Origin of the sequence: Streptomyces sp. NPDC058326, from assembly GCF_042879855.1 — a bacterium.
GTDB lineage: Bacteria > Actinomycetota > Actinomycetes > Streptomycetales > Streptomycetaceae > Streptomyces.
The window spans coordinates 123719-144422 of record NZ_JBHVZO010000008.1 but is presented as its reverse complement, the minus strand read 5'-3'; the positions used below and the strand labels follow the sequence as shown (position 1 = coordinate 144422).

General features: G+C 72.2%; 20 protein-coding genes. 11 read left to right on the top strand and 9 right to left on the bottom strand.

The annotated features are described in order from the left end of the window. Positions 1-29: 29 nt before the first annotated feature. On the bottom strand, positions 30-518 hold the full coding sequence (locus tag ACFVYX_RS17350; protein ID WP_389682213.1) for an ATP-binding protein: 489 nt from the start codon (positions 516-518) through the stop codon (positions 30-32). Positions 519-621: 103 nt separating this feature from the next. Between ACFVYX_RS17350 and ACFVYX_RS17345 the strand changes: the two genes are divergently transcribed. Continuing rightward, positions 622-1491 (top strand): helix-turn-helix domain-containing protein, encoded by an 870-nt coding sequence (locus tag ACFVYX_RS17345; protein WP_389682212.1) that lies wholly within the window; start codon positions 622-624, stop codon positions 1489-1491. Then, on the top strand, positions 1488-1676 hold the full coding sequence (locus ACFVYX_RS17340; protein ID WP_389682211.1) for a DUF397 domain-containing protein: 189 nt from the start codon (positions 1488-1490) through the stop codon (positions 1674-1676). Before ACFVYX_RS17345 ends, ACFVYX_RS17340 begins: the two co-directional genes overlap by 4 nt. Before the next feature lie 71 nt (positions 1677-1747). Here the strand turns inward: ACFVYX_RS17340 and ACFVYX_RS17335 are convergent, their stop codons facing one another. Together ACFVYX_RS17335 and ACFVYX_RS17330 are read right to left on the bottom strand one after the other, a co-directional pair. Continuing rightward, positions 1748-2281, bottom strand: a complete 534-nt coding sequence (locus ACFVYX_RS17335; RefSeq protein ID WP_389682210.1) for a DUF1707 domain-containing protein — start codon at positions 2279-2281, stop codon at positions 1748-1750. Positions 2282-2419: 138 nt separating this feature from the next. Then, positions 2420-3631 (bottom strand): erythromycin esterase family protein, encoded by a 1212-nt coding sequence (locus ACFVYX_RS17330; RefSeq protein ID WP_389682209.1) that lies wholly within the window; start codon positions 3629-3631, stop codon positions 2420-2422. 58 nt (positions 3632-3689) lie between these two features. Here ACFVYX_RS17330 and ACFVYX_RS17325 point away from each other — a divergent pair, with 58 nt between their 5' ends. Next, on the top strand, positions 3690-4421 hold the full coding sequence (locus ACFVYX_RS17325; RefSeq protein WP_389682208.1) for a TioE family transcriptional regulator: 732 nt from the start codon (positions 3690-3692) through the stop codon (positions 4419-4421). A gap of 27 nt (positions 4422-4448) precedes the next feature. Here the strand turns inward: ACFVYX_RS17325 and ACFVYX_RS17320 are convergent, their stop codons facing one another. Beyond that, positions 4449-6011, bottom strand: a complete 1563-nt coding sequence (locus ACFVYX_RS17320; RefSeq protein WP_389682207.1) for an MFS transporter — start codon at positions 6009-6011, stop codon at positions 4449-4451. 192 nt (positions 6012-6203) lie between these two features. Between ACFVYX_RS17320 and ACFVYX_RS17315 the strand changes: the two genes are divergently transcribed. Together ACFVYX_RS17315 and ACFVYX_RS17310 are read left to right on the top strand one after the other, a co-directional pair. Next, positions 6204-6992 carry an ABC transporter ATP-binding protein gene (locus tag ACFVYX_RS17315; RefSeq protein WP_389682206.1) on the top strand — a complete coding sequence of 263 codons (789 nt, stop codon included), beginning with the start codon at positions 6204-6206 and terminating at the stop codon, positions 6990-6992. Further along, complete coding sequence (locus ACFVYX_RS17310) at positions 6989-9562, top strand: ABC transporter permease (RefSeq protein WP_389682205.1); 2574 nt, start codon at positions 6989-6991, stop codon at positions 9560-9562. The genes ACFVYX_RS17315 and ACFVYX_RS17310 overlap by 4 nt, the downstream gene beginning before the upstream one ends. Positions 9563-9635: 73 nt before the next feature. On the opposite strand, the gene ACFVYX_RS17305 is transcribed toward ACFVYX_RS17310, so the two are convergent. Both ACFVYX_RS17305 and ACFVYX_RS17300 read right to left on the bottom strand, forming a co-directional pair. Beyond that, positions 9636-10004, bottom strand: a complete 369-nt coding sequence (locus ACFVYX_RS17305) for a type II toxin-antitoxin system VapC family toxin (RefSeq protein ID WP_389682204.1) — start codon at positions 10002-10004, stop codon at positions 9636-9638. Further along, positions 10001-10246 (bottom strand): type II toxin-antitoxin system Phd/YefM family antitoxin, encoded by a 246-nt coding sequence (locus tag ACFVYX_RS17300; protein WP_389682203.1) that lies wholly within the window; start codon positions 10244-10246, stop codon positions 10001-10003. The genes ACFVYX_RS17305 and ACFVYX_RS17300 overlap by 4 nt, the downstream gene beginning before the upstream one ends. A gap of 295 nt (positions 10247-10541) precedes the next feature. On the opposite strand from ACFVYX_RS17300, the gene mfd reads away from it, so the two are divergent. Further along, positions 10542-14078, top strand: a complete 3537-nt coding sequence (mfd, locus tag ACFVYX_RS17295; protein ID WP_389682202.1) for a transcription-repair coupling factor — start codon at positions 10542-10544, stop codon at positions 14076-14078. A 46-nt stretch (positions 14079-14124) separates the two neighbouring features. On the opposite strand, the gene ACFVYX_RS17290 is transcribed toward mfd, so the two are convergent. Together ACFVYX_RS17290 and ACFVYX_RS17285 are read right to left on the bottom strand one after the other, a co-directional pair. Next, positions 14125-15384, bottom strand: a complete 1260-nt coding sequence (locus tag ACFVYX_RS17290; protein ID WP_389682201.1) for an SGNH/GDSL hydrolase family protein — start codon at positions 15382-15384, stop codon at positions 14125-14127. Positions 15385-15412: 28 nt separating this feature from the next. Beyond that, positions 15413-15991: a TetR/AcrR family transcriptional regulator gene (locus ACFVYX_RS17285; RefSeq protein WP_389682200.1), complete on the bottom strand. Its 579-nt coding sequence runs from the start codon at positions 15989-15991 to the stop codon at positions 15413-15415. 110 nt (positions 15992-16101) lie between these two features. Between ACFVYX_RS17285 and ACFVYX_RS17280 the strand changes: the two genes are divergently transcribed. Continuing rightward, complete coding sequence (locus ACFVYX_RS17280; RefSeq protein WP_389682199.1) at positions 16102-16998, top strand: hypothetical protein; 897 nt, start codon at positions 16102-16104, stop codon at positions 16996-16998. A gap of 206 nt (positions 16999-17204) precedes the next feature. On the opposite strand, the gene ACFVYX_RS17275 is transcribed toward ACFVYX_RS17280, so the two are convergent. Further along, positions 17205-17741 carry a hypothetical protein gene (locus ACFVYX_RS17275; protein ID WP_389682198.1) on the bottom strand — a complete coding sequence of 179 codons (537 nt, stop codon included), beginning with the start codon at positions 17739-17741 and terminating at the stop codon, positions 17205-17207. A 362-nt stretch (positions 17742-18103) separates the two neighbouring features. Between ACFVYX_RS17275 and ACFVYX_RS17270 the strand changes: the two genes are divergently transcribed. From ACFVYX_RS17270 to ACFVYX_RS17255, 4 genes are all read left to right on the top strand, one after another. Beyond that, positions 18104-18787, top strand: coding sequence for an HNH endonuclease family protein (locus tag ACFVYX_RS17270; RefSeq protein ID WP_389682197.1), 684 nt, complete (start codon positions 18104-18106; stop codon positions 18785-18787). Positions 18788-18860: 73 nt separating this feature from the next. After that, entirely contained in the window at positions 18861-19613 is a 753-nt protein-coding gene (locus tag ACFVYX_RS17265; RefSeq protein WP_389682196.1) for an N-acetyltransferase, read from the top strand. A gap of 106 nt (positions 19614-19719) precedes the next feature. Beyond that, a complete protein-coding gene (locus ACFVYX_RS17260) occupies positions 19720-20082 on the top strand; it encodes a hypothetical protein (protein ID WP_389682195.1) in 363 nt (120 codons plus the stop codon). Next, positions 20079-20699, top strand: a complete 621-nt coding sequence (locus ACFVYX_RS17255) for a BMP family ABC transporter substrate-binding protein (protein WP_389682194.1) — start codon at positions 20079-20081, stop codon at positions 20697-20699. The genes ACFVYX_RS17260 and ACFVYX_RS17255 overlap by 4 nt, the downstream gene beginning before the upstream one ends. The last annotated feature ends 5 nt before the right edge of the window (positions 20700-20704 follow it).

The following is a 20704-nucleotide window of genomic DNA, read 5'->3' as shown; positions in this document are numbered from 1 at the left end:
AGGCCCGGACGCCCGTATCCCCGCGCGCCTCAGCCGAGCGCGCACTCCGCCCACACCGTCTTCCCCGGCGCCCCGAGCCTCGGGCACCAGCCCCAGCGGTCGGCGAGCGACTCGACGAGCAGCAAGCCCCGGCCCCCGTCCGCCAGTTCCGGAAGGGGGCCGGTGAGCCTTCCCGGGCGCGGCGGTACGCGTTCGGCCCGGGTGTCGCTCACCTCGACCCGCGCGACGGGCCGGGGCCCGTCCGTGACCCGCAGCAGCAGGCGGAAGTCCCGTCCGGGTACGTGTCCGTGCCGCACCGCGTTCGCCGCCAGCTCGGCGGCGACCAGGACGACGCTCTCGTGCGGCCCGGTCCCGTACGGCACGCCCCACTCGTCGAGCCGCACGCCGACAAGGCGGCGCGCGAGCCGGGCGCCCCGGGGCGTCGACGTGAACCGCAGGGTGAAGACCCGGCCGCCCAAGTGAGCCGAGTGGCCGCCGAGTTGCGCGGGTGCGGTGGGGCTGAGGTTGTCGCTCGTCATGCCTCCCAAGCTCCTCTTGGTGGCGTAGCGTGACCAGTGGTGACGCACCGACGCGGCCGCCTTGTACGTGGTGCGTCGGTGCAGGTACGAGAGGCGGGGTGCGTTGGCGGAGGAGCAGGCGGGTGCGGCGCCAGAGTCAGGGCCCGAGGTGGACGCGGGCCAGACGGCGGACAAGTCCGGGCAGGGTGTCGTGGCGGCGTTCGGGCAGAGCCTGAAGACGCTGCGGACACGGGCGGGGATGGAGCGGGAGGAGTTCGGCAAACGGCTGGGCTACTCGGCGTCGACCATCGCCTCGTTCGAGCAGGGCCGGAGGATCCCGCCACCACGCGCGATCGACCGGTCGGACGAGGTGCTGGACGCGGGTGGTCTCCTGACGGTGTGGAAGGACCAGCTGGAGAAGGCGCAGTACCCGGCGTTCTTCCAGGGGATGGCGCAGCTGGAGAAGCAGGCGATTGAGCTGCTCGCGTACGACACCCTGGTGGTCAACGGCCTGCTTCAGACCGAGGAGTACGGCCGGACGATGATGGGCAATCGTCGTCCGCCGCTCGATACGGAGACCATCGAGCAGCGGGTGACCGCCCGGCTGGCCCGGCAGGACATTCTCGACCGGCGCCCTGAGCCGCTACTGAGCTTCCTCATGTGCGAGTCGGTGCTGCGGCGGAAGTTCGGCGGGAAGGAGGTGCTGCGCGGACAGTTGGAACAGCTCCTCCTCATCGGCCAGCGGAGGAACGTCGAGCTGCAGGTCATGCCTCTCGACTGTAGTGAAAACGCGGGTGTGGACGGCCCGTTCACCGTCATCACACGCGAGGACGGCAAGAGGTTCGTCTACGCCGAGGCGCAAGGTGCCAGTGTCTTGGAGACCGACCCCAAGCAGGCCGTTCTCGCCGCAGCCCGCTATGGGATCATCCGGTCGCAGGCTCTCACCCCGCGAGAGTCACTCGCGTTTATCGAGAAGTTGTTGGGAGAACTATGAACAACACGGAATCCCTCGGCTGGTTCAAGAGCAGCTACAGCGGTGGTGAGGGTGGCCAGTGTGTTGAGGTCGCGACCGGCGCGGGAGCCGTGCACGTCCGTGACTCCAAGGACGTGGCCCGGCCGGCCCTCCGGGTCTCGCCCGAGGCGTGGGCCGGGTTCGTCGGGCTCGCCTCGGCGGAGTAGTACAGCCGCCTCTTGTACGCGCGAGAGCCCTGCCCGTCCGAGCCGGACCGGCAGGGCTCTTCCGTCAGGTGCTAGCCCCGCACCGGGTTGCCGTCCAGCTTGCGCCGTTCCCGGCGGTTGGGGTGGCGGATGACCACGCCCCCCGCGCCACCGGCCCCGGTGAGGCGGATCAGCGGCGTTCCCGGGAGCCGGGCGTCGGTGGTCTCGTCCTTCAGACCGCCGACGCCGGGGTCGATGCCGCTAGTGTCCGCGGCCCAGCCGTCGGGGATGACGATCGTGACGCCAGATGTCTCCCCGTACGCCTCCACCGCGACCTCCGCGAGGCGGCACTCGACGCGGGTGAAGTCGACCTTCACCCCGCCCACGCCCCCGTGAGCGATCACGTGCCCAGGTACCTCCCAGCGCGCGGGGCCCCGGGACGCGCCGTACATGCCGCCCTTGAGCACCAGCGGCGGCCGGCTCGCGGGGGAGTCGACCCTCGGCAGGTCGGCGGTCAGGGCGGCCAGCTCGCCGTGCGTCCTGGCCGTCAGCGCCTGTTCCAGGCGTGTGTCCAACTCGTCGAAGTCGATGCGGCCCTCGGCTGCCGCGTCGCGCAGCTGATCCACCACCGCTTCGCGTCGTCGTGAGAGGCGCGGAGCTCTGCCGAGGGGGCGGGGTGCGGCGAAGGCTCTGGAGGCTGGGCTGTCATGCACCCCAGAGTAGGCAGCCGGTGGGCCGGGCGGACCGGGATCGCACATCCTTTCTCATACCGCCTCGTTCCGCCGGACGTCCTTGACGAACACCATGCCGTCGCTGCCCGCCAGGTGCGCCGGGGCCAGTGGGGCGTAGCCGAACCACGGGGAGACGCGCGGGGCGGGGAGCGTCGGGCCAAGGGCGGTGGTCAGGCGGCGGGTGTCGATGACGTAGCTGTTCTCCGGGAGTGCGTACAGGAGTCCTTCGACGGTGTCCGGGGGTGGTGTGTCCACGCCCTGGTGCCGGAGCGTGCCGAGGGCCGTGGCCAGGAAGGCGTACTCCTCGCCCAGTTCGGCGCTCACCAGCGCCCCGGCGCTCCACCACTCCACCGGCCCCTCCCACATCCGCATCGAGCTCTTCTCGCGCTGGAGATGGGAGTTGTGGGCGTGGACGAGCACCGGGCCCCGGGCGGCGAGGGCGAGGAGGTTGTGAGCCATCATCAGGTCCCGCTGGGCGCACAGGCGTGTCATGCGGGACGGCGACGGGTCGGCCATCGCGTGGTGGTAGCGCAGCAGGCCGGCGGCGGTGCGGCCGTACAGGCGCGCCCGCTCCAGGTCCTCGCGCGAGCCCGTCGCGATCAGGTGCGGTGTCTGTGCGTCCAGCAGTGCCGTCAGCGCGTCGGCCAGCAGGCGTAGTTCACCCGCCTCGGCCGACCGTCCGACGGACTTGGCCGGGTCCGTCATCGCGGCCGGTTCGGTCCAGCGGTCGTCGGTGCCGAGCAGCCGGTCGAGGGTGTCCCGGGTGCAGGGGAGCAGATTCGCGTCCACGCGAGCCGCGAGGTGGTCGTGCAGGGCGGTGAGGGCCTCGCGGGGGCTCGCCGCCTCCGTGATCTCCAGCGGGCCGTCGAAGCCCGCGAAGCGGAGCCGGTCCGGCGCGGGCCGGTCCTCGTTGAAGGCGCGCATCCAGCGCACGAGTGCGCGGTTGGCGGCGAAGGCTCCCCAGCCGTGGCTGAAGCCGTACTCCATGACCTCGTCGAGCGTGCCCGTGCCGGTCGTGACGTGGGCGTCCACGGCCAGGCCTCTCAGGCAGTCGGTCTCCATCGCGATCGTCCGGTAGCCCTCCTCCTCGACGAGCCGGCGGAAGAGTTCGTTGCGCAGGCCGAGCAGCGCGTCCTCGCCGTGGGTGGGCTCGCCGAGGGCGAGGAGCCGGGGCCGGGCCGGCAGCAGCCTCATGACGGCGGCGGCGTCGGCGGCATGGGCGGTGTCCTTGATGTCAGTCGCCATGCCTTCAACGGTACCCTTGAACCTTCGGTGGAGACTTTTTCGCGATACCGTCGCTCTCATGCGGGAAAAGCTTCAAAGTGGTGGGCGGCTCAGGCCGGTTGATCTGGCGCGCGGGCACGGTCTGTCCACCCAGGCGGTCAGGAACTACGAGGAGGCCGGCATCCTTCCGGCGGCCGACCGCACCCCCGCCGGGTACCGGGCCTACACCTCGCTGCACGCGGCGGCCCTGCGCGCCTTCCTCGCCCTGGTGCCCGGGCACGGTCACCGGACGGCGGCGTCGATCATGCGGGCCGTGAACGAGGGCGCGGTCGACGGGGCGTTCCGCCTCGTCGACGAGAGCCACGCCCAGCTCCTCGACGACCGGCGGACCCTGCAGGCCGTGGAGAGCGCCCTGCGCGACCTGGGGGAGGGTGCGGGGTCCGCGCCGCTCGTGGCGTCCGGGGCCGGGGGCTCGTTCATCGGGCCGCTGGCCGGGGCGCTCGGCCTCCGGCCCGCGACGCTGCGGAAATGGGAGCGCGCCGGGCTCGTGCGCCCGCGCCGTGATCCCCGTACCGGCTACCGCGTCTACGACGAGGCCGACGTACGGGACGTCCGGCTGGCCCACCAGCTGAGGCGGGGCGGCTACCCGCTGGAGCGGATCGCCCCGCTGCTCGCGGAGGTGCGGGCGGCCGGTGGCACGGAGCCGCTGGCGGCCGCCCTCGGTGACTGGCACGGCCGGCTGTCCGCCCGGGGCCGGGCGATGCTGGCGGGGGCGGCGGAGCTGGACGCGTACCTCCGCGAGCGTGGTTGAGGCCTTCGTACCGCCGCTGACGGCCGCTCAGCTCCGCTCGGACTCCTCCGCGAGGACCGGGAAGCGGCGCGGTGCGAGCGTGAGCAGGGCCAGGAGGGCGAGGGCGGCGGCGGCCGCCGCGCCCAGGTACACGTAGTCGACCGCCGCGTCGACCGCGCGGCGCAGGTGGTCGGCGGCCTCGGCCGTCAGCGACGCCGGGGTGTCCAGGGCGCGGGCCAGGGAGTCCAGGTCGCCGCTGCCGCCGAGGCGGGCGGCGAGGACGCCGTTGGCGATGGCGCCGAACAGGGCCGCGCCGACGCTCTGGCCGACCTGGCGGCAGAAGAGGACGGAGGCGGTGGTCGTGCCGCGTTCCTCGTACGGGACGGTCGACTGCACACCGACGATCAGGGGCAGTTGGAAGAGGCCGAGGGCCGCGCCGAGCAGCAGCATCAGGAGGGCGGGCTGCCAGGCTTCCCCGGGGAACGGCAGGAACGGGAACGCGAGCAGCAGGACCAGCGCGAGCGAGATGCCGAGGACGGCGGTGAGCCGGAAACCGATGCGGGTGTAGACCCGGCTGGAGAGGGCGGCCGAGATCGGCCAGCTGAGGGTCCACGAGGAGAGGACGAACCCGGCGGCGATCGGGCCGAGGCCCAGGACGGCCTGGGCGTACGTCGGCAGGAAGACGGCCGGGGCGACCATGAGCAGGCCGAGGGCGCCGAGGGAGAGGTTGACGGCGGCGATCGTCCGGCGGCGCCAGACCCAGCCGGGAATGATCGGTTCGGCCGCGCGCCGCTCGATGGCGACGGTCAGCGCGGCGAGGGCGGCGGCCCCGCCGAAGAGGCCGAGGGACGGGGCGGAGAGCCAGGGCCAGGCGACGCCGCCCTGCACGAGCGCGGTGATGAGCAGCGCGCCGGTGGCGAAGATGGCGAGGGCTCCGGCCCAGTCGATCCGTACGCGCGCGCGGGGCGCGGCCCCCTCCGTTCCCGTTCCGGCCGCTCGGGGCCGGGACGGCTCCACGAGGTGGCGCTGGATCAGCCAGAGGGCGACGAGTCCGACGGGCAGGTTGATGAGGAAGATCCAGCGCCAGTCGGCGTAACCGGCGAGGAGACCGCCCGCGGCCGGGCCCGCGACCGAGGAGGCGGCCCACACGGACGACAGCCTCGCCTGGATCCTGGGGCGTTCCTTCAGGGGGTAGAGGTCTGCGGCGAGGGTCTGGACGGTGCCCTGGAGGGCGCCGCCGCCGAGGCCCTGGACGACACGGAAGGCGATCAGGGAGGCCATGTCCCAGGCGGCGGCGCACAGCAGCGAGCCGACGAGGAAGAGGACGGTGCCGGCGATGAGGACCGGCTTGCGGCCGAAGGTGTCGCTGAGCTTCCCGTACACGGGCAGGGTGACCGTGACGGCGAGCAGATAGCCGGCGAACAGCCAGGAGAAGACGGAGAGTCCGCCGAGATCGCCGACGATCTGGGGGACGGCGGTGGACACGATGGTGCCGTCGAGGGCGGCGAGGCCCATGGTGAGCATGAGCGCGAGGACGACGGGACGGCGACGGTCGGGGGAGGGCGCCGGGGCCGCATCGGCTCCCGCTCGCGTGGTCGACGGGTCCGTCACCGCGCAGTTCCTTTCTTCGTACACCTAAATGGGCGCGGTCAGGGTCTCACCCGTACCGGGGTCGTAGGAACCCCTAGGGGCCTCTCCCCCATACGGGCCAGGGGTCGTTCGTCCCGGCGGAGGACGAGAAGAGGGCCGTCGGGTTCTTAACTTGAACTTACAAATCCCACCCACTGCTCCTAGGAGAGAACCGTGACCACGGCTGTGACCATCCCCAGGCACGGGGGTACTGGAGGGCGTACGGCCGTCGCCGCGCGGGCGCGTCAGGTCGTCAAGGCGTACGGCTCCGGGGAGACCCGGGTCGTCGCGCTCGACTCCGTCGACGTCGACATCGCCCGCGGACAGTTCACCGCGATCATGGGCCCCTCGGGGTCCGGCAAGTCGACCCTGATGCACTGCCTCGCCGGGCTCGACACCGTCACCAGCGGCGAGATCTTCCTCGACGAGACCGAGATCACCGGACTCAAGGACAAGAAGCTCACCCAGCTCAGACGGGACCGGATCGGCTTCATCTTCCAGGCGTTCAACCTGCTGCCGACCCTGAGCGCCCTGGAGAACATCACGCTCCCCATGGACATCGCGGGGCGCAAGGCGGACGCCGAATGGCTGCGACGTGTCGTCGACACCGTCGGGCTCTCCGACCGGCTGAAGCACCGGCCGAACGAGCTCTCCGGCGGCCAGCAGCAGCGTGTCGCCGTCGCCCGCGCGCTCGCCGCCCGGCCCGAGATCATCTTCGGGGACGAGCCGACCGGAAACCTCGACTCGCGGGCCGGCGCCCAGGTCCTCGGCTTCCTCCGCACCTCCGTCGACGAACTCGGCCAGACCATCGTCATGGTCACCCACGACCCGGTCGCCGCCTCCTACGCCGACCGCGTCCTCTACCTCGCCGACGGGCGGATCGTCGACGAGATGGAGCGGCCCACCGCCGACGCCGTACTCGACAGAATGAAGGACTTCGACGCGCGCGGGCGGACGTCATGACCGTCCTCAAGACCTCCCTGCGCAACTTCCTCGCGCACAAGGGCCGGATGGCGCTCTCCGCCGTCGCCGTCCTCCTCTCCGTCGCCTTCGTCTCCGGGACCCTCGTCTTCACGGACACGATGAACACGACGTTCGACAAGCTCTTCGCGTCGACCGCGTCCGACGTCACCGTCAGCCCCAAGGGCGGCTCGGTCAGCGACGAGACCCCGCAGTCCGGCCGCCCCGAGGCCTTCCCCGCCTCGCTCGTCGAGCAGGTACGGAAGGCCGAGGGTGTCCAGGCGGCCCAGGGTGCGGTCGCCTCGACCGGCGTCACCGTCGTCGACGCGAAGAACAAGAACGTCGGGCCCACCAGCGGCGCCCCGACCATCGCCGTCAACTGGAGCCCCAACGAGCTGCGTTCGGTGGAGATCGCCTCCGGCCACGAGCCGCGCGGCCCCACCGACGTGGTCGTCGACGGCGCCACCGCCGAGAAGCACGGCCTGAAGCTCGGCGACGCACTGCGGACGATCTCCGCCACCGGTGACTTCACCGCGAAGATCTCCGGCATCGTCGACTTCAAGGTCACCAACCCGGGCGCCACCGTCGTCTACTTCGACACCCCGACCGCGCAGCGGGAACTCCTCGGCAAGGAAGGCCTGTTCACCCAGATCGCGGCCGACGCGAAGACCGGTGTCAGCGACGACGTCCTCAAGGGGAACATCGCCGCCGCGATCGGCGACGGCTACAAGCTGCAGACCGCCGCCGAGGCCGCCGACGAGGGCCGCGAGGACGTCGCCGGCTTCCTCGACGTCATGAAGTACGCGATGCTCGGCTTCGCCGGGATCGCCTTCCTCGTCGGCATCTTCCTCATCGTCAACACCTTCTCCATGCTGGTCGCCCAGCGCACCCGCGAGATCGGCCTCATGCGGGCCATCGGCTCCAGCCGCAAGCAGATCAACCGTTCCGTCCTCGTCGAGGCGCTGCTCCTCGGTTTCGTCGGCTCGGTCGCCGGAGTCGCGGCGGGCGTCGGGCTCGCCGTCGGCCTCATGGAACTCATGTCCTCGATGGGCATGGAGCTCTCCACCGGCGACCTCACCGTGAAGTGGACGACCCCGGCCGTCGGCCTCGCCCTCGGCATCGTCGTCACCGTCCTCGCCGCCTACTTCCCGGCCCGCCGCGCCGGGAAGGTCTCCCCGATGGCCGCCCTCCGCGACGCGGGCACCCCCGCCGACGGCAAGGCGGGCCGGGTGCGGGGCGGGATCGGGCTCGCCCTCACCGCCGCCGGAGCGGCCGCCCTGGTGGCGGCGGCCCGTGCCACCGAAGCCGGACCCGGCTCCCTCTGGCTCGGCCTCGGCGTCGTCCTCACCCTCCTCGGCTTCGTCGTCGTCGGACCGCTCCTCGCCGGCGGGGTCGTCCGCGCCCTCGGTGCCGTCGTCCTGCGGATCTTCGGCCCCGTCGGCCGCCTGGCCGAACGCAACGCGCTCCGCAACCCGCGCCGCACCGGCGCCACCGCCGCCGCCCTGATGATCGGCCTCGCGCTCGTCGCCGCCCTGTCGGTCGTCGGCTCCTCGATGGTCGCCTCCGCCACCGACGAACTCGACCGGTCCGTCGGCGCCGACTTCATCGTGCGGTCCGGCACCGGCCAGCCGATCGTGCCGCAGGCCCAGGCCGCCCTGGAGAAGGCGCCCGGCCTCGACCACGTCACCGAGTACAAGTGGGTCGACGCCACCGTCACCGACCCGCGCGGGAAGGCCACGGAGGCGAACCTGGCCGCCACCGAACCGACGTACGTGAAGGACCTGCGCAGGGAGACCACCGCCGGCACCCTCACCGAGGCCTACGGACCGGGCGCGATGTCGGTGGGCAGCGACTACGCCGCCGAGCACGGCGTGAAGGTCGGCGACACCCTGACCCTCGCCTTCAAGGGAGGGAAGCCGGCGAAGCTCAAGGTCGCGGCGATCACCGCCGACACCGGCACCGTCGACAACGGGGTGATGTACACCAACGTCACCACCCTCGCCGAGTACGTCCCCGCCGACCGCCTCCCGCACAGCCTGCTCCTCCTCGCCGGAGCGAAGGACGGCCAGGAGACCGCCGCCTACCAGGCGCTCAAGGACGCGCTCGCGCCCTACCCCCAGTACAAGGTGAGCAACCAGGCCGACTACAAGGAGGAGCTGAAGAACCAGGTCGGCCAGCTGCTCAACATCGTGTACGGGCTCCTCGCCCTGGCCATCATCGTCGCCGTACTCGGGGTCGTGAACACCCTGGCCCTCTCGGTCGTCGAGCGGACCCGCGAGATCGGCCTCATGCGGGCCATCGGCCTCTCGCGCCGGCAGCTGCGGCGCATGATCCGGCTCGAGTCGGTGGTGATCGCGCTCTTCGGCGCGCTGCTCGGCCTCGGCCTGGGCATGGGCTGGGGCACGGCGGCCCAGAAGCTGCTCGCCCTGGAAGGCCTCGGTGTCCTGGAGATCCCGTGGCCGACGATCCTGACGGTGTTCGTGGGGTCGGCCTTCGTGGGCCTCTTCGCGGCGCTGGTCCCGGCGTTCCGCGCGGGCCGGATGAACGTCCTGAACGCGATCGCGAGCGAGTAGCGGTCGCGGGACGGCAACGGGGGGAGTGCGGCCCCGGTGGACCCTGCCGGGTCCGCCGGGGCCGTACCGCTGCTCAGACGGTGAGCACGGGAACGTCGTACCGGGGGATGTGCTTGTCCCGGGTGACCAGCGTGAGCCCTTCGGTCTGCGCCTGGGCGATCAGTATCCGGTCGAAGGGGTCACGGTGGTGGGGCGGGAGCTGACCGGCGCGGATGCCGTGCTCCGCGACGATCGGCAGGGCCAGGAACTGGGTGTTTCTGGCCTGGTCCGCGACGTCGGTGGGGGCGTCGAGTTTGCCGGTGGCCTGCTTGACGGAGAGTTCCCACGGTGTGACGGCGCTCATGTACACCCAGCGCTCCTTGGCCAGGAGATCGCGGGTCTCGTCCGGAAGGCCGCCGTTGAGCCACCACAGGACGACGTGCGTGTCGAGCAGAAGCTTCACTCGTCAGCTCCGAACGCCTCGGCGAAGCCTTCGGGAAGGTCGTCGAAGTCGTCGGCGACGGTGATGCGCCCCCGTAGGGAGCCGTAGTCGGTCCGGTGGACCTTCCCGGCCAGCGGGATCACCTTCGCGACCGGTTCGCCGGACTTGCTGATGATCACCTCCTCGCCGGTGGCGACCGCCTCCAGGATCTTGGAGAAGTGGGTCTTCGCCTCGTGGACGTTGTACTGCCGGGCTGCTTCCATCGCGGCCTCTCACAGCTAGATCGAGCCAGGTGGACTAAGTGCAAGACTAAGGTTAGTCGTACGAGCGGCCCGGAAGCCAGCTCCGTCACTCTCCCGAGTGGCCCACGTCCTTCGGGCGAGTGACAGTGGCAGGTCGTAGGCTGTGAGGCACCGGGCCCTACGTGTCCGGGAGCAACCCGGCCCGTGTCACGTGTCGGGCTGTTCGCGTTGCCCAGCCCCAGCCCCAGCCCCAGCCCCAGCCCCAGCCCCAGCCCCAGCCCTCGCCCCGTAGTCCGACCCCGGGATGGAAAGCTTCATGAGCCTGCACGGTCTGCTCGATGTCGTCGTCAAGGACGCGGCCCTCGCCGAGGCGGTGAAGGCCGCGTCCGACGGGAACCGCCCGCACGTGGACCTGATCGGGCCGGCCGCCGCGCGTCCCTTCGCCGTCGCCGCGCTCGCCCGCGACTCCGGGCGGCCGGTGCTCGCGGTGACCGCGACCGGGCGGGAGGCAGAGGACCTCGCCGCCGCGCTGCGGTCCCTGCTCGACCCGGACACGGTCGTCGAGTACCCCTCCTGGGAAACCCTGCCGCACGAGCGGCTCTCGCCCCGTTCGGACACCGTCGGCCGCCGCCTCGCCGTGCTGCGCCGCCTCGCCCATCCCCGTGACGACGACCCGGCCGCCGGCCCGGTGAGCGTCGTCGTCGCGCCCATCCGCTCCGTGCTCCAGCCGCAGGTCAAGGGGCTCGGCGACCTGGAGCCGGTGAGTCTGCGCAGTGGCCAGACCGCCGATCTGAACGGGATCGTCGAGGGCCTCGCGGCCGCCGCGTACTCCCGTGTGGAGCTGGTCGAGAAGCGCGGCGAGTTCGCCGTGCGCGGCGGCATCCTGGACGTCTTCCCGCCGACCGAGGAGCACCCGCTCCGGATCGAGTTCTGGGGCGACGACGTCGAGGAGATCCGTTACTTCAAGGTCGCCGACCAGCGGTCCCTGGAGGTCGCCGAGCACGGTCTGTGGGCGCCGCCCTGCCGTGAGCTGCTCCTCACGGAGGACGTACGGGAGCGGGCGGCGGCGCTCGCCGAGGAGCACCCGGAGCTGGGCGAGCTGCTCAACAAGATCGCGGAGGGGATCGCGGTGGAGGGCATGGAGTCCCTCGCCCCCGTCCTCGTCGACGACATGGAGCTGTTGCTCGACGTCCTGCCCCAGGGGTCCATGGCCGTCGTCTGCGACCCCGAGCGGGTGCGGACGCGGGCCTCGGACCTCGTCGCCACCAGCCAGGAGTTCCTCCAGGCGTCCTGGGCGGCGACGGCCGGCGGCGGCGTGGCCCCGATCGACGTCGGCGCGGCCTCCCTGTGGGGGATCGCGGACGTACGGGACCGGGCGCGCGAGCTCGGCATGGCCTGGTGGTCGGTGTCGCCGTTCGCGGCGGACGAGACCGGGCCGGGGGACGGGGACACCCTCACTCTCGGCATGCACGCCCCCGAGTCGTACCGTGGCGACACCGCCCGCGCGCTCGCCGACACCAAGGGGTGGCTGGCCGACGGCTGGCGCACGGTGTACGTGACGGAGGCGCACGGTCCGGCGGCGCGTACGGTCGAGGTCCTCGGCGGTGAGGGCATCGCCGCGCGTCTCGACTCCGACCTGACGGAGATCTCCCCGTCCGTCGTCCATGTCGCCTGCGGTTCCATCGACCACGGCTTCGTCGACGCGGCCCTGAAGCTCGCCGTCCTCACCGAGACGGACCTGTCGGGCCAGAAGGCGGCCGGCAAGGACGGCCGGCGGATGCCGGCCAAGCGCCGGAAGACGATCGACCCGCTGACCCTGGAGGTCGGCGACTACATCGTGCACGAGCAGCACGGTGTAGGCCGGTACGTGGAGATGGTCCAGCGGACCGTGCAGGGCGCGACCCGCGAGTACCTGCTCGTCGAGTACGCGCCCGCGAAGCGCGGCCAGCCCGGCGACCGGCTGTACATCCCGACCGACCAGCTGGAGCAGGTCACCAAGTACGTGGGCGGCGAGGCGCCGACCCTGCACCGGCTCGGCGGCGCGGACTGGACGAAGACGAAGGCGCGCGCGAAGAAGGCCGTCAAGGAGATCGCGGCGGACCTGATCAAGCTGTACAGCGCGCGCATGGCGGCCCCGGGGCACGCCTTCGGCCCCGACACCCCCTGGCAGCGCGAGCTGGAGGACGCCTTCCCGTACGCGGAGACCCCCGACCAGCTGTCCACCATCGCCGAGGTGAAGGAGGACATGGAGAAGACGGTCCCCATGGACCGTCTGATCTGCGGCGACGTCGGCTACGGCAAGACGGAGATCGCGGTACGGGCGGCCTTCAAGGCGGTGCAGGACGGCAAGCAGGTCGCGGTGCTCGTCCCGACGACGCTGCTCGTGCAGCAGCACTTCGGGACGTTCGGCGAGCGGTACTCGCAGTTCCCGGTGAAGGTGCGGGCGCTCTCCCGCTTCCAGTCCGACACCGAGTCCAAGGCGACCCTGGAGGGGCTGCGGGACGGCTCGGTCGACATCGTCATCGGCACCCACCGCCTCTTCTCCTCGGAGACGAAGTTCAAGGACCTGGGTCTGGTCATCGTCGACGAGGAGCAGCGCTTCGGCGTCGAGCACAAGGAGCAGCTGAAGAAGCTCCGCGCCAACGTCGACGTGCTCACCATGTCGGCGACCCCCATCCCCCGCACGCTGGAGATGGCCGTCACCGGCATCCGTGAGATGTCGACGATCACGACCCCGCCGGAGGAGCGGCACCCGGTCCTCACCTTCGTCGGACCGTACGAGGAGAAGCAGATCGGCGCCGCGATCCGGCGTGAACTCCTGCGCGAGGGCCAGGTCTTCTACATCCACAACCGGGTCGACTCCATCGACCGCGCGGCGGCCCGCCTGAGGGAGATCGTGCCCGAGGCGCGGATCGCGACGGCGCACGGCCAGATGAGCGAGAGCGCCCTCGAGCAGGTGGTCGTCGACTTCTGGGAGAAGAAGTTCGACGTCCTCGTCTCCACGACGATCGTGGAGTCCGGCATCGACATCTCCAACGCCAACACGCTCATCGTGGAGCGCGGCGACAACTTCGGCCTCTCGCAGCTCCACCAGCTGCGCGGCCGCGTCGGCCGTGGCCGGGAGCGGGGGTACGCGTACTTCCTGTACCCGCCGGAGAAGCCGCTCACGGAGACCGCGCACGAGCGGCTCGCGACGATCGCCCAGCACACCGAGATGGGCGCCGGCATGTACGTGGCGATGAAGGACCTGGAGATCCGGGGCGCGGGCAACCTGCTCGGCGGCGAGCAGTCCGGTCACATCGCGGGCGTCGGCTTCGACCTGTACGTGCGGATGGTCGGCGAGGCGGTCGCGGACTACCGGGCGCAGATGGAGGGCGGCGCGGAGGAGGAGGCGCCCCTGGAGGTCAAGATCGAGCTGCCGGTCGACGCCCACATGCCGCACGACTACGCGCCGGGGGAGCGGCTGCGGCTCCAGGCGTACCGCTCGATCGCCTCCGCGAACTCGGAGGAGGACATCAGGGCCGTACGCGAGGAGCTCACCGACCGTTACGGCAAGCTGCCCGAGCCGGTGGAGAACCTGCTCCTGGTGGCGGGTCTCCGGATGCTGGCCCGTGCCTGCGGGGTCGGCGAGATCGTCCTCCAGGGTCCCAACATCCGTTTCGCCCCGGTGGAGTTGCGCGAGTCGCAGGAGCTGCGTCTGAAGCGGCTCCATCCGCGCACGGTGATCAAGCCGGCGGTCCACCAGATTCTGGTGCCGCGTCCGACGGCGGGCAAGATCGGCGGCAAGCCGGTGGTGGGGCGTGAACTGCTCGCGTGGACCGGGGAGTTCCTGACGACGATCCTCGGATCGTGAGCCGGTCCCCGGCCGGTTCGGCGGAACCGGCCGGGGCGCGGGGCTGTCAGAGCTCGTCCAGGTCGATCGCCTCGGCCATCGCCGTGTAGCCGGCGTCGTTCGGGTGGATGCCGTCGCCCGAGTCGTAGGCCGGGAGGATGCGGTCCTGGTCGGCCGGGTCGGCGACCGCGCGGTCGAAGTCGACGACCGCGTCGTACGCGCCGGAGGTGCGGACCCAGGTGTTGAAGGCGTCCCGCTTGGCCTCGTTGGCCGGGGTGTCGTAGAAGGAGCCCTTGAGCGGGGTGAGGGTCGCGCCGATGACCTTGAGGCCCTTGGCGTGGGCCTCGCGGATCAGGGTGCGGTGGCCCGCGATCAGCTGGTCGACGGAGACGTCGGGGGTGGCGGCGGCGGGGAAGTCGACCGTGCTGCCGCCGATGTCGTTGATGCCTTCGAGGAGGACGACGGTCCGTACGCCGGGTTCGGTGAGGACGTCCTGGCGGAAGCGGGTCAGGGCCTTCTCGCCCGCCCAGGTGGTGTCGTTGACGACCTGGTTCCCGGCGATTCCGTGGTTGAGGACGGCACGGGGGCGGCCGGCGGCGGCGAGGCGTTCGGCGAGTTCGTCGGGGTAGCGGTGGTCGGTGTCCTGGGTGGATCCCACGCCGTCGGTGATGGAGTCGCCGAAGGTGACGACGCCATTGCGGCGGGCGGTGTCGCGGCCGCCGGTGACCTCGACGCCGGAGAGGAAGTACCAGGAGGAGCTGGTCTCCGTGAAGGCGCTGCCGGTGACGTCGGCGCGGTGGTCGCCGGTGGCGCGGTAGCTGGTGGCGGAGGCGAAGTGGTGGAAGGTGGCGGGGCCCGTGTCACCGGCCAGGTAGAGGGTGACGGTCAGCGATCCGAAGGCGTCGACGGGGAGGGTCGCGGGATCGCTGAGGAGGGTGCCGCCGGCCGGGACGGTGACGGACTGCCGGTCGTGGAAGCGGAGGTGGCGTATCGAGCCGGGGTGCACGGCGCCGTTCCCCGCGGTGCGGGCGACGGTGGCTCCCGTGATCCTCAGCGGGGTGGTGCCGTAACGGTTCGTCAGCTCGATCCGGGCCCGGGTGCCGCCGGTGGTGACGCGGACGACCTGGCGGACGGTGTGGTTGTCGAAGCCCTCCTCGGACCAGTTGGCGACGAGGGGCGCGGTCGGTGACTGGGGGGAGGCGGCCCAGGCGGCCCGCCAGGCGGGGCCGTGGTGGCCGGTGTCGGCGAGGGCGGTCGGCGCCAGGGCGAGGGCGGCGGTGGTGACCAGGGCGAGGGCGGCGCGGCGGAGGGTGTTCGTCGTTCGCATGTTTGCGTCAATTACCTGCCGACGCCACCTATTCCCCTGCCTCCGGCGCGAGTTGGCCCGTGAAGAGCAGGCCGGTGAGGTCGCGGAAGTACTCCTCGGGGTCCCGGTCGCCGACCGCGTCCCGGACGTTGTGGGTGAGGAGCAGGGTCGCGAAGCCATGGGCGAGGGACCAGGCGGCGATGCCCGCCGCGCGGGCGTCGGGGACGTCCCGCAGCGCGGCGACGCCCTCGCGGAGTCCGGCGGAGGCGCGTTCCCTCGCGGCGCGGAGGGCGGGGTCGTCGGCGCGGAGCAGCTCCGGCTGGAACATGACCTGGAAGTGGCCGGGGTGCTCGACCGCGAAGCGCACGTACCGCACTCCGCGTTCGCGGAGGTCGGGCGCGGCGGCGAGGGCCTCGGCGAGGAGGTCGTACCCCTGGGCGGCGAGGGCCGTGAGGAGTCCGGTGCGGTCCCCGAAGTGGTGGGCGGGCGCGGCGTGGGAGACGCCGGCGCGGCGCGCGAGGTCGCGCAGGCTCAGCGCTCCGGGGCCCTCGGCGGTGATGACGTCGAGGGCGGCGGCGAGGAGGGCCTGCCGCAGGTCGCCGTGGTGGTAGGTGCTCCGGCTCGTCATGGCAGCAGCGTAGCCCGCATCTAGTCATTGACAAGTTCGAGGGCTGCGGCGCAGTATCTTGTCAGTGACAAGATGGGAGGCGGGGAGCCCCGTGTCCCGTGGGCGGCACGATGCGACGAAGGGAACACGCCGTGGAATCCGGACGCGTACGTCAGATGTGGCACCTGCTCGAACCCCTGCACGCCCTCCTCTACTACGCCCCCGAGGCCTTCGAGGAGGCCGCCGCCCTCGGGTACGACACCACGGAGCGCTGGCCCGCGTACTTCGCCTGGCGCGCCGCCCCCCTCGGCGCCCCCGGGCCCGACCGGGTCACCTCCGCCTTCCACAGCTTCAGCCCCGCCATGGTCGGCCGGTACGTCCCCGCCGCCTGGAGGACCGCAGGACCGGCCGAGGTCCTCGCCGCCCGGCTCCGGGCCGCCGACCGCACCTACCGGACCGTCCTCGGCGACGAGACCGTCGCCGGACCCGGACTCGCCGAGGCCGCCGCACTCGCCCGCCGCGCCGCCGAGGCCGCCGTGCGCACCGGACCCGGGGACGACCGCCCTCTCGCCGCCGCCAACGGCGCACTGCCGTGGCCCGCCGCCCCGCACCTCGTCCTCTGGCAGGCCGCGACGGTCCTGCGCGAGCACCGGGGCGACGGACACCTCGCCGCCCTGGCCGCCGCCGGCCTCGACCCCGTCGAGGCGCTCGTCTCCTTCGCGGCGATCGGCGCCGCACCCGAGGCCGTCTTCGCGAGCCGTGGCTGGAGCCCGGCCGAGTGGGCCGCCGCACGCGAACGGCTCACCGCCCGGGGCCTCCTGCACCCGGACGGCACGGCCACCGACACCGGCCGCGCCCTGCGCGCGGAGGTCGAGCGGCACACCGACGAACTGGCCACCGCCCCCTGGACCGCCCTCGGCCCGGACGCCACCGCCCGCCTCGCCGAGCTGCTCGGCGGCCCCTGGCTCGCCGCGATCGGCTCCGGCCTGCTGCCCGCCGAGAACACCCTGGGGATCGGGAAGGTGTGAGGGCCGGGCGGTCGGCTTCCTCGGAGGGAACGGGAGAGGCCCGGGTGCCGCACACGCGACACCCGGGCCTCGTACGGCCTCGGGGCGCAGCGGTACAGCGGTTGACGCCACCCCGGTGACCTCGGGGACGTGAGGCTGGTCATGGGCCGGGCCCATGGATCAAGGACTCGCGGCCTTTCCCGCCGACATGGCACCCGACGGCCCGTCTACTTGATCAGGGCATTCGCGATAATGATCACCAGGCCGATCAGCATGTCCAGGCCCCCTGCCCGGCACGAGGACGGCCATCCGTGCCCGGCGGCGCGGGCGGCCCAGGTGCCCCAGCCGAACAAGGCGACGGTGTTGAACAGCAGGGCCGCGTCCACAGCCGTGGCCTCTGCCCACCACCCGGCTACCGCGGCGAGCAGCATCCCCACCGTGGGCAGCACGGCGGCGACCAGTGGCCACTCGGCGAGCACCAGCCGCAGTCTGCTGGTGGTGGCCGCCCGGTCGACGGACGCACGCTGGGCGATGACGTGCGCGTACCCGTGGGCGGTGCCTGACGCCAGTGCGGTGAGCAGTACCCACAGCGCGTCCGGACCGGGCTGGGCCTTGTCGCCCGTCGCGTCCAACGCGGCCACCAGGGCGCTGGCCAGCACCAGTCCGTAGATGCCGCTGGACAGCGACCGCTCCGGCGGCCGGAGCCGTGAGATCCACCTTGGTGCGACGTTCTCGGAACGGACAGGACCGGTGCGGTCGGGCATCGCATCGCCTCGGTGCGGGAAGAGGGCTGGGTCCGCACATAGTCACCCGCGTGACGTCAGGGAACACGACGCCACGCGCTGCTCACTTGATTGTTGTGCCCCGATCAAGGGTGGCCGGACGCCGGTGGCGGGTCCCGTGTCGGCAACACCGGCACGGCACCCATCGGGTCGGCAAGGGGGCGTGCAAGCTGCCCGATCCCGGCGACTTCGAGAACTCCACCGGCACAGACCCGGCGCCGGCGACGCCCGCGGCCGCTCAACGGTCTTCCGCTGCGGGGACGTCCGAACCGACCTTCACGCGCGGGGCGTAGCCGACTGTCCGGCACCGCCTCCCGGCGGCTTGTCCGGCCTAGAATCCCCGAATGCTTACCGAGCGGACGATTCGAACGGCCCTGACCGCCTCGGCGCTCGTCCTCCTCGCCGGCGCCTGTTCACCGGGGGCCGACGGCCCGGGGAGCGGCGGTGACGCCGGAAAGCCCGCCGCGCGTGATTCGGCACTCGCCGCCGTGGACGCGCTCACCGTCAAGGGACGGGCGCCGAAGACGGGTTACGAGCGGGAGAAGTTCGGCCGGGCCTGGGCGGACGTCGACGGCAACGGCTGCGGAACCCGGGACGACATACTCAAACGCGACCTCACCGGTGTCCGTTTCACGGACGGCCGCTGCAAGGTCGCCTCCGGCACCCTCACCGACGACCCGTACACCGGCACCGACGTCCGCTATGTCCGTGGCCGCAGCAAGGTCGACATCGACCATGTCGTCGCCCTCTCCGACGCCTGGCAGAAGGGCGCGGCGAAGTGGGACCCGGGGACCCGGCGCCGTTTCGCCAACGACCCGCTCAACCTGCTCGCCGTCGACTCGGCCGCCAACCGCCGCAAGTCCGACGGCGACGCGGCGACCTGGCTGCCGCCCCACAAGGCGTACCGCTGCACCTACGTGGCGCGGCAGGTCGCGGTGAAGAAGAAGTACGGGGTGTGGGTCACGGCGGGGGAGCGGGACGCGATGAAGCGGGTCCTCCGCAACTGTCCGCAGCAGAAGCTTCCGTAGAAACTTCCGGGGAAGAGGCCGGCGGTCGGAAAAACGGTTGGCTGTGCCGTCGGATGATCTTTACGCTGCCGGCATGGACCTCAACATATCGACCCTCGCCGAGCACCCCGAGCTGGAAGGGCCGATGTGGGACATGCGCGACCTCTGGCCCGAGTTCATGATGTACGACCCGGTCGGCTGGGCGAACATCGGCCGGATCGTGCGTGAGCTGCCGGAGTACGTGCTCATCGCCACCGACGCCGGGGGCAAGGTCGTCGCCCGGGGCTTCAGCGTCCCCTTCCGCCTCGACGTGGACGGCCGCCGCGAACTGCCCGCCCGAGGCTGGGACGAGGTGCTGCTCTGGGCGTTCTCCGACCTGAAGCACGGCCGGGAGGCCGACACCGTCAGCGCCATCGAGATCACCGTCGACACGAGCGCGCTCGGCCGCGGCGTCTCGCACCGGATGCTGGCCGCCATGCGGGAGAACGTCGCCGCGCGCGGCTTCTCCGAGCTGGTCGCCCCGGTCCGCCCCAACGGCAAGCACCTGGAGGCCGGGGCCGGCATCCACGAGTACGCCTTCCGTACCCGCGAGGCCGACGGCCTGCCGCACGACGCGTGGCTCCGTGTCCATGTGCGCGCGGGCGGCGTGATCGAGGCGGTGGCCCCGGCGTCGATGACCGTCTCCGGCTCCGTCGAGCAGTGGCGGAAGTGGACCGGCCTCCCCTTCGACACCGACGGCCCGGTCGAGGTCGAGGGCGCGCTCGTCCCCGTCCACTGCGAGGCCTCGCGCGGTTACGCGGTCTACGTCGAGCCCAATGTGTGGGTCAGGCACCGCGTCACCTCTTAGGCCAGGGCCCGGAGGGTGATCTTCACGGCGGGGGATGTACCGTACGGCGTCCCCTGCCGTACACCCGTGCGCCCCGGCGCGCGCATCCCCGAGAGGTCCCACGATCGTGAACGAGGCCGTCCGCTGGGAGAAGGGCGCGGAACTCCCGCAGCCCGAGGGTGCGGAGTCCCCGCACCACAGGGAGCTGCCGGGCCGGTGGATCCGGACCGGGCTCGCGCTCGTGGCGCCGCTGAGCCTCGGCGTCCTCGGCTTCGTGCCGTCGCTGACGCTCGCGCTGCGCCGGGGGACGCGCGGCGACTGGCTGGCCGCGCTGCTGTTCACGGCGGTCTCGGTCGGCTGGTGCTTCCAGATCGCGCTGACCCCGGAGGAGACGCACGGCTTCCCGTACCTCCTCGACCTGGTGCTGCTCGCGACCTCCACCGTGGGCGCGGCGGCCCACTGCCTCTTCGTCGGAGAGGCCGGCCGATGAAGACCCGTCGTGCCTGGCGCGAGACCGAACGGCAGGCGGCGAAGAAGGAGGCGGCGGAGTCCGGCGTCCGGGTCTCCGGCGTGCTCGCCGGCACCGCGGCGGCGCTGCGCGGCCGGATCGGCTGGGCCCTGGGGGCCGTCCTGATCCTGGTCCTCGGCCTCCTCGGCGCCCGGCTGTTCGCCGCGTCGGAGGAGCGGAGCACCCCGCCCGACACCCGGGCCCGTGCCTACGAGGACCGGGATGCCTGTCTGCTCACCGACGAGCGGGGCATCGTGACGGGCTCCCCGGCGGCTCCCGTCTGGGAGGGGATGCAGGCGGCGTCCGCGGACGGCCGGATCCGGGTGACATTCGTGCCGGTGATGGGGGAGCAGTCGGTGGCGAACGCCCGTCCGTTCCTCAACGGTCTGGTGCAGCGGAACTGCGAGATCGTCGTCGCCTCGGGCGCCCCGCAGGTGGCGGCGGCCGAAGCGGCGGTGGAGAAGAACCCGAAGATCCGGTTCGTGACGGTCGCCCGGGAGGGCGGCGCCGCGCACGACAACCTGGTCCGGGTGGCGCCCGGAGCGTCCTTGAAGGACGACGTCACGGCGACGCTGAAGCGGCTGGCCGACGGGGGCTGACGGCC